At 68.2% G+C, this 3,193-nt stretch carries 4 protein-coding genes; 1 reads left to right on the top strand and 3 read right to left on the bottom strand.

Annotated features, from left to right (window positions below):
• Nucleotides 1-146: 146 nt before the first annotated feature.
• Nucleotides 147-683 carry a YgjP-like metallopeptidase domain-containing protein gene (locus VFL64_RS02585; protein WP_489538822.1) on the bottom strand — a complete coding sequence of 179 codons (537 nt, stop codon included), beginning with the start codon at nucleotides 681-683 and terminating at the stop codon, nucleotides 147-149.
• Between the two features lie 55 nt (nucleotides 684-738).
• On the opposite strand from VFL64_RS02585, the gene VFL64_RS02590 reads away from it, so the two are divergent.
• Nucleotides 739-1,296 (top strand): DUF1415 domain-containing protein, encoded by a 558-nt coding sequence (locus VFL64_RS02590; RefSeq protein WP_489538823.1) that lies wholly within the window; start codon nucleotides 739-741, stop codon nucleotides 1,294-1,296.
• Here VFL64_RS02590 and VFL64_RS02595 read toward each other — a convergent pair.
• Entirely contained in the window at nucleotides 1,293-1,988 is a 696-nt protein-coding gene (locus tag VFL64_RS02595) for a class I SAM-dependent methyltransferase (RefSeq protein WP_489538824.1), read from the bottom strand. The genes VFL64_RS02590 and VFL64_RS02595 overlap by 4 nt on opposite strands.
• Before the next feature lie 11 nt (nucleotides 1,989-1,999).
• Nucleotides 2,000-3,193 (bottom strand): aminotransferase-like domain-containing protein (locus VFL64_RS02600; RefSeq protein ID WP_489538825.1); only part of this gene is annotated, 1,194 nt, incomplete at its 5' end.

Genomic DNA, 3,193 nt, shown 5'->3' on the forward strand with positions numbered 1-3,193 from the left:
TGCTGTGCGCCGCGGTGGTGGTGGCCGGCACGCTCACCGCCTGGCTCGCAGCGCGCAGCGCGGCCGGGCGGCAGATGGCGCTGGCGGTTAAGGAGGATTGGTGAGCTCGCCTTAGGGCGCCTCAGATGCCCTCTGACGGGAGCCGCTCACGGTGATGCGGATCCGGAGCCGGGGGTGGCCGGGGCTTGTGCGCCCCGAAGCTCGAGCGCGGTGAGGTGCAGACGCAGGTCGAACTCGTACTGGTGATACTGCGGCTCCATGTGCGTACACAGCTGATAGAAAGCCTTGTCGTGCTCGCGCTCCTTGAGATGCGCGAGCTCGTGCACCACGATCATCTTCAAGAACTCGGGCGGTGTCTCCTTGAACAGGCTGGCCACCCGGATCTCTCGCTTGGCCTTGAGTTGGTTGCCCTGCACGCGCGACACCGCGGTGTGCGTTCCCAGCGCCTGCTGAATCACCTTCAGCTTGTTGTCGAACACCACCTTGCTCAGCGGCTCGGCATTGCGCAGAAAGCGGTTCCTGAGCGCGACGGTGTAGTCATACAGCGCGCGGTCGGTGCGCACATCGTGCGTGCCGCCATAGCGCTGCGCCAGCGTCTCGGCCAGGCACCCCCGGTCGATCAGGCTCTGCACCTGTGCGATCAGCTCGGGCGCGTAGCCGGTGAGGTACTTGAGCGTGGACATCGGGGTCGATTGTCGGGCCTGTCATCATTCGGCCTCCCCGCCTGCCCCCGCGCTCATGACTCCAATTGCCCCGCCAGCCATCGCCGAAACCCGCGCCTGGGTCGAGCGCGCCGTGATCGGGCTCAACCTCTGCCCCTTCGCCAAGGCCGTGCAGGCCAAGCAGCAGGTGCGCTACGTGCTGAGCCAGGCTGCCGACGAAGAGGCGCTGCTGGCCGAGCTGGTCGGCGAGATGCAGCACCTCGTGGCCACCGACCCGGCCGAGACCGACACCACCTTGCTGATCCATCCGCAACTGCTGAACGACTTCCTCGACTTCAACGACTTTCTCGACATCGCCGATGAGGCGCTGGAAGAGCTTGGTCTGGAGGGCGTGCTGCAGATCGCGAGCTTCCACCCGCAGTACCAGTTCGCAGGCACCGAGGCCGACGACATCGCCAACGCCACCAACCGCTCGCCCTACCCCACGCTGCACCTGCTGCGGGAGGCCAGCGTCGACCGCGCCGTAGCGGCTTTCCCCGAGGCCGAGGCGATCTACGAGAACAACATGCGCACCCTGGAGCAGCTGGGCCCGGAGGGCTGGGCCGCGATCCAGCGGCAGTGCAAGGGCGGCTAGCGCCGCGTCGACACCCAGGCGTGGATCAGCCCGGCCTGGAAGAACTGCACGGGCATCGCGAAGCCGCCGGCCTCGATGATCGCCGCCACCTCCTGCGGTGCAAGAACCCCCACGTCGTTCGCGTAGGCCCGCCGCATGCGTTCGATGGCCTCGGGCGTGATGTCCGCCGCAGACATCATGTTCATCCAGGCACGCAGCAACAGCTCGTACTCGGGCGTCGACACGTCGGACGCCAGGTCTGAACTCGCAAGCAAGCCACCTGGCTTCAGACGGGCCGCGATCTCGGCAAAGAACGCGGCGCGTGAGGGTCGGTCCAGGATGAACTGCGAGACCAGGAAGCACGTGGCCGCGTCGTGCGGTTCGCCCGCGGGAAGCGAGCCCAGGTAGCCGGGGTGGAACTCGCAGCGCGCGGCAAAGCCTTCACGCTGTGCCCGCTGGCGGCAGACGTCGAGCATCTCGCTCGAAGGGTCGACCGCGGTGAAGCGCCACCGCGGCCTCTTGAGCGCGAGGTGCGCCAACTCCACGCCCGTGCCCACGCCCACGCACAGGATGTGCGCCTGCGCCGGCAGGCCCGCGAACAACGACTCCAACAGCAGGTGCAGGCAATCTCGGATCGGCGCGGTCTTGGCCCATTGGGCGTCGTAACCAGCCGCCTGCTGATCGAACAGGGCCTTGATGTCGTCCTGGTGCATTGGCGTGACTCCTACCCGGCCGCAATCCGGCCCAGTTCGCGCAAGGCCCGCTCGGCCTGCGCGTCGAATGGAAAGCCGCAGCTGATGCGCATGAAGTGATCGAAGCGGCCTGAGTTCGAGAACAGCGTGCCCGGCACGAAGCGGATGCCCTGTTGCAGCGCCTCGTCGAACACCGCTTGAGACGATCGGCCGTCCGGCAGCTCCACCCACAGCAGCAGGCTGCCTTCGGGCACGCTCAGCCGCGTGCCCGTCGGGAAGCAGCCGGCAATGGCTTCGGACACCTGCTCCCGCTGCGCCTTCAGTTGCCGCCGCAGCCGCGCCAGGTGGCGGTCGTAGGCACTCGATCCCATGAACTCGGCGGTGATGAGCTGCGGCAGCTTCTCGTTGGCGCGGGTCTGCGCGTACTTGAGCATCTGCACGCGCGCATGCCAGCGCCCGCCGCTGATCCAGCCCATGCGCATGCCGGGTGCGAGGATCTTGCGCAGCGAGGCGCAGTGGATCACGCCGCCCGACTGATCCCAGGCCTTCAGCGCCTTGAGCGGCACGTCGTCGGCGGTGAGGGCGCTGTAGGTGTCGTCCTCGATCAGCGGCAGATCGAAGCGCTCGCACAGCTGCACCAGGCGCTGCTTGTGCTCGTCGGGCATCACGCAACCCAGCGGGTTCTGGAAGTTGGGCACCACCACCACAGCGGCGATGCGCTCGTGCCGCTCTGACGACGTCTGCAAGGCCAGCTCCAGCGCCTCGACCGACAGGCCGGTGCGCGGGCTGGTGGGGATCTCCAGTGCGCGCAGGCCCAGGCTTTCCAGCACCTGCAGCAACCCGTAGTAGCTGGGCGACTCGACCGCGATGGTGTCGCCCGGCTGCGCCACGGCACGCAGCGCGATGTTGAGCGCCTCGATGCACCCTTGCGTGACCACGATCTCGTCCACCGACAGGCTCATGCCCGATTCGAGCGCGCGCCGCGCCAGCACGCCGCGCAACAGCGGATCGCCGGGCGAGGCCGCAGCCTTGACCAGCAACTCGGGGTCGCGCCGCAGCGCGCGGATGGCAGCGCGCTGCAAGGCCTCGGCCGGGTAGGCCTCGGTGGACGCGTAGGCGGCGGCGAAGTCGGTCACCAGCGCGTGCCGCTCGCTCTGCGCGACGAAGGCCGACACGCGGTCGTGGATGCCCACGTACTGCGCCGCATCGAGTTGCGCGGCCGGATC

Source organism: Rhizobacter sp. (genome assembly GCF_035702065.1).
Classification (GTDB): domain Bacteria; phylum Pseudomonadota; class Gammaproteobacteria; order Burkholderiales; family Burkholderiaceae_C; genus Rhizobacter.